Below are 1,174 nucleotides of genomic sequence, written 5' to 3' on the forward strand. Positions count from 1 at the left end.
CAGTTATACTAACCAGTTGGTTAGGCTAACCTTCCCTGAGTATTGCTACCCATTTAGGTTAAACGAATCGCACTCACACAATATAAATATAGCGGCTACTGTACTTCATCAACCACCGAATATGCTGTATTAGTCGTTCTGGATTATTTCGATCAGTCTTGCGGTTAATTAACCAACTTTCAAACGATCGTTGACTTTCACTGCTGCGTCGGCCCGCTAGCAAACCTTCAACTCCAATATGTTCGTCTAAATCAACCCATTCAATGGCATAACCATCTCCAAGTAGATGCCAATTATGTCTTTCCTCCGGGGTACCGTGCAACAAACGGGGATACCAAGCTAAGGGCACGCTCAAACTGCGACCATCAGCTAAGTCCACAATTACTTTTTCATCTGTCACCGTGACTTTAATTACCGAAAATTTTGGGTTTAAAGCCCCGTCCTTTTAGGACGGCTTTTTCTTCTGGTTTATGTTAAGATAAAGACAGTAAATATCAAAAACAAATGAAAGCTAGATATCGCTACCGATGCTATCCGACACCCTCTCATAAATTGGCGTTAGCCAAGTTATTTGGGTGTGTCAGAGTAGTATGGAACGATAGTCTAGGTTTTTGCATTTCTGAATATATTGGAGGCCAAAAGAAACCGAAAAATGCCGAACTTCAAAAGCAATTTATCACTCAAGCTAAGAAGTTAGAGGAACGGGAATGGTTATCAGAAGTTTCAGCAGTTCCCCTACAACAATCCTTAAACGATTTAGAGCAAGCATACCAAAACTTCTTCAATTCATGTAAAGGGAAACGTCAGGGACAAAAAGTTAAACCCCCTCGTTTTAAAAAGCGGAAATCTCAACAATCCGCCCGATTCACTAAACTAGGATTTTCCATCAAAGGTGAGAAGGTTTATTTAGCTAAAGTTGGGAAGCTTAAGGTGATTTGGACAAGAGAGTTGCCCTCAGAACCCAGTTCAGTCACAATCATCAAGGACAGTTCTGACCGATATTTCCTCAGTTTTGTCGTGGAAGTTCAACCCGAAGTCTTGCCATCTTCTGATAGTTCAGTTGGTATCGATCTAGGAATTTCAACCTTTGCAACTCTGCAGGGTAATCGCATCTAATTTGGTATAAATTGTACTTGACAAATTACAGAAAAAAAACTATATAGGCCAGGAGTTC

General features: G+C 40.5%; 2 protein-coding genes. One reads left to right on the plus strand and one right to left on the minus strand.

All coding sequences use genetic code 11. From position 1 onward, the window contains the following. Nucleotides 1–73 precede the first annotated feature (73 nt). Nucleotides 74–412 (minus strand): DUF2442 domain-containing protein, encoded by a 339-nt coding sequence (locus QT992_RS33430; RefSeq protein ID WP_333322395.1) that lies wholly within the window; start codon nt 410–412, stop codon nt 74–76. A gap of 92 nt (nt 413–504) precedes the next feature. Between QT992_RS33430 and QT992_RS33435 the strand changes: the two genes are divergently transcribed. Then, nucleotides 505–1,116 (plus strand): transposase, encoded by a 612-nt coding sequence (locus tag QT992_RS33435; protein ID WP_333343095.1) that lies wholly within the window; start codon nt 505–507, stop codon nt 1,114–1,116. Nucleotides 1,117–1,174 lie beyond the last annotated feature (58 nt).

It is taken from the genome of Microcoleus sp. T3_D1, assembly GCF_036700405.1.
Lineage (GTDB): Bacteria > Cyanobacteriota > Cyanobacteriia > Cyanobacteriales > Microcoleaceae > Microcoleus.

Excerpts from the sequence above, each read along its gene's own strand:
- QT992_RS33435 (WP_333343095.1), top strand. The coding sequence starts at position 505 with ATGAAAGCTAGATATCGCTACCGATGCTATCCGACACCCTCTCATAAA.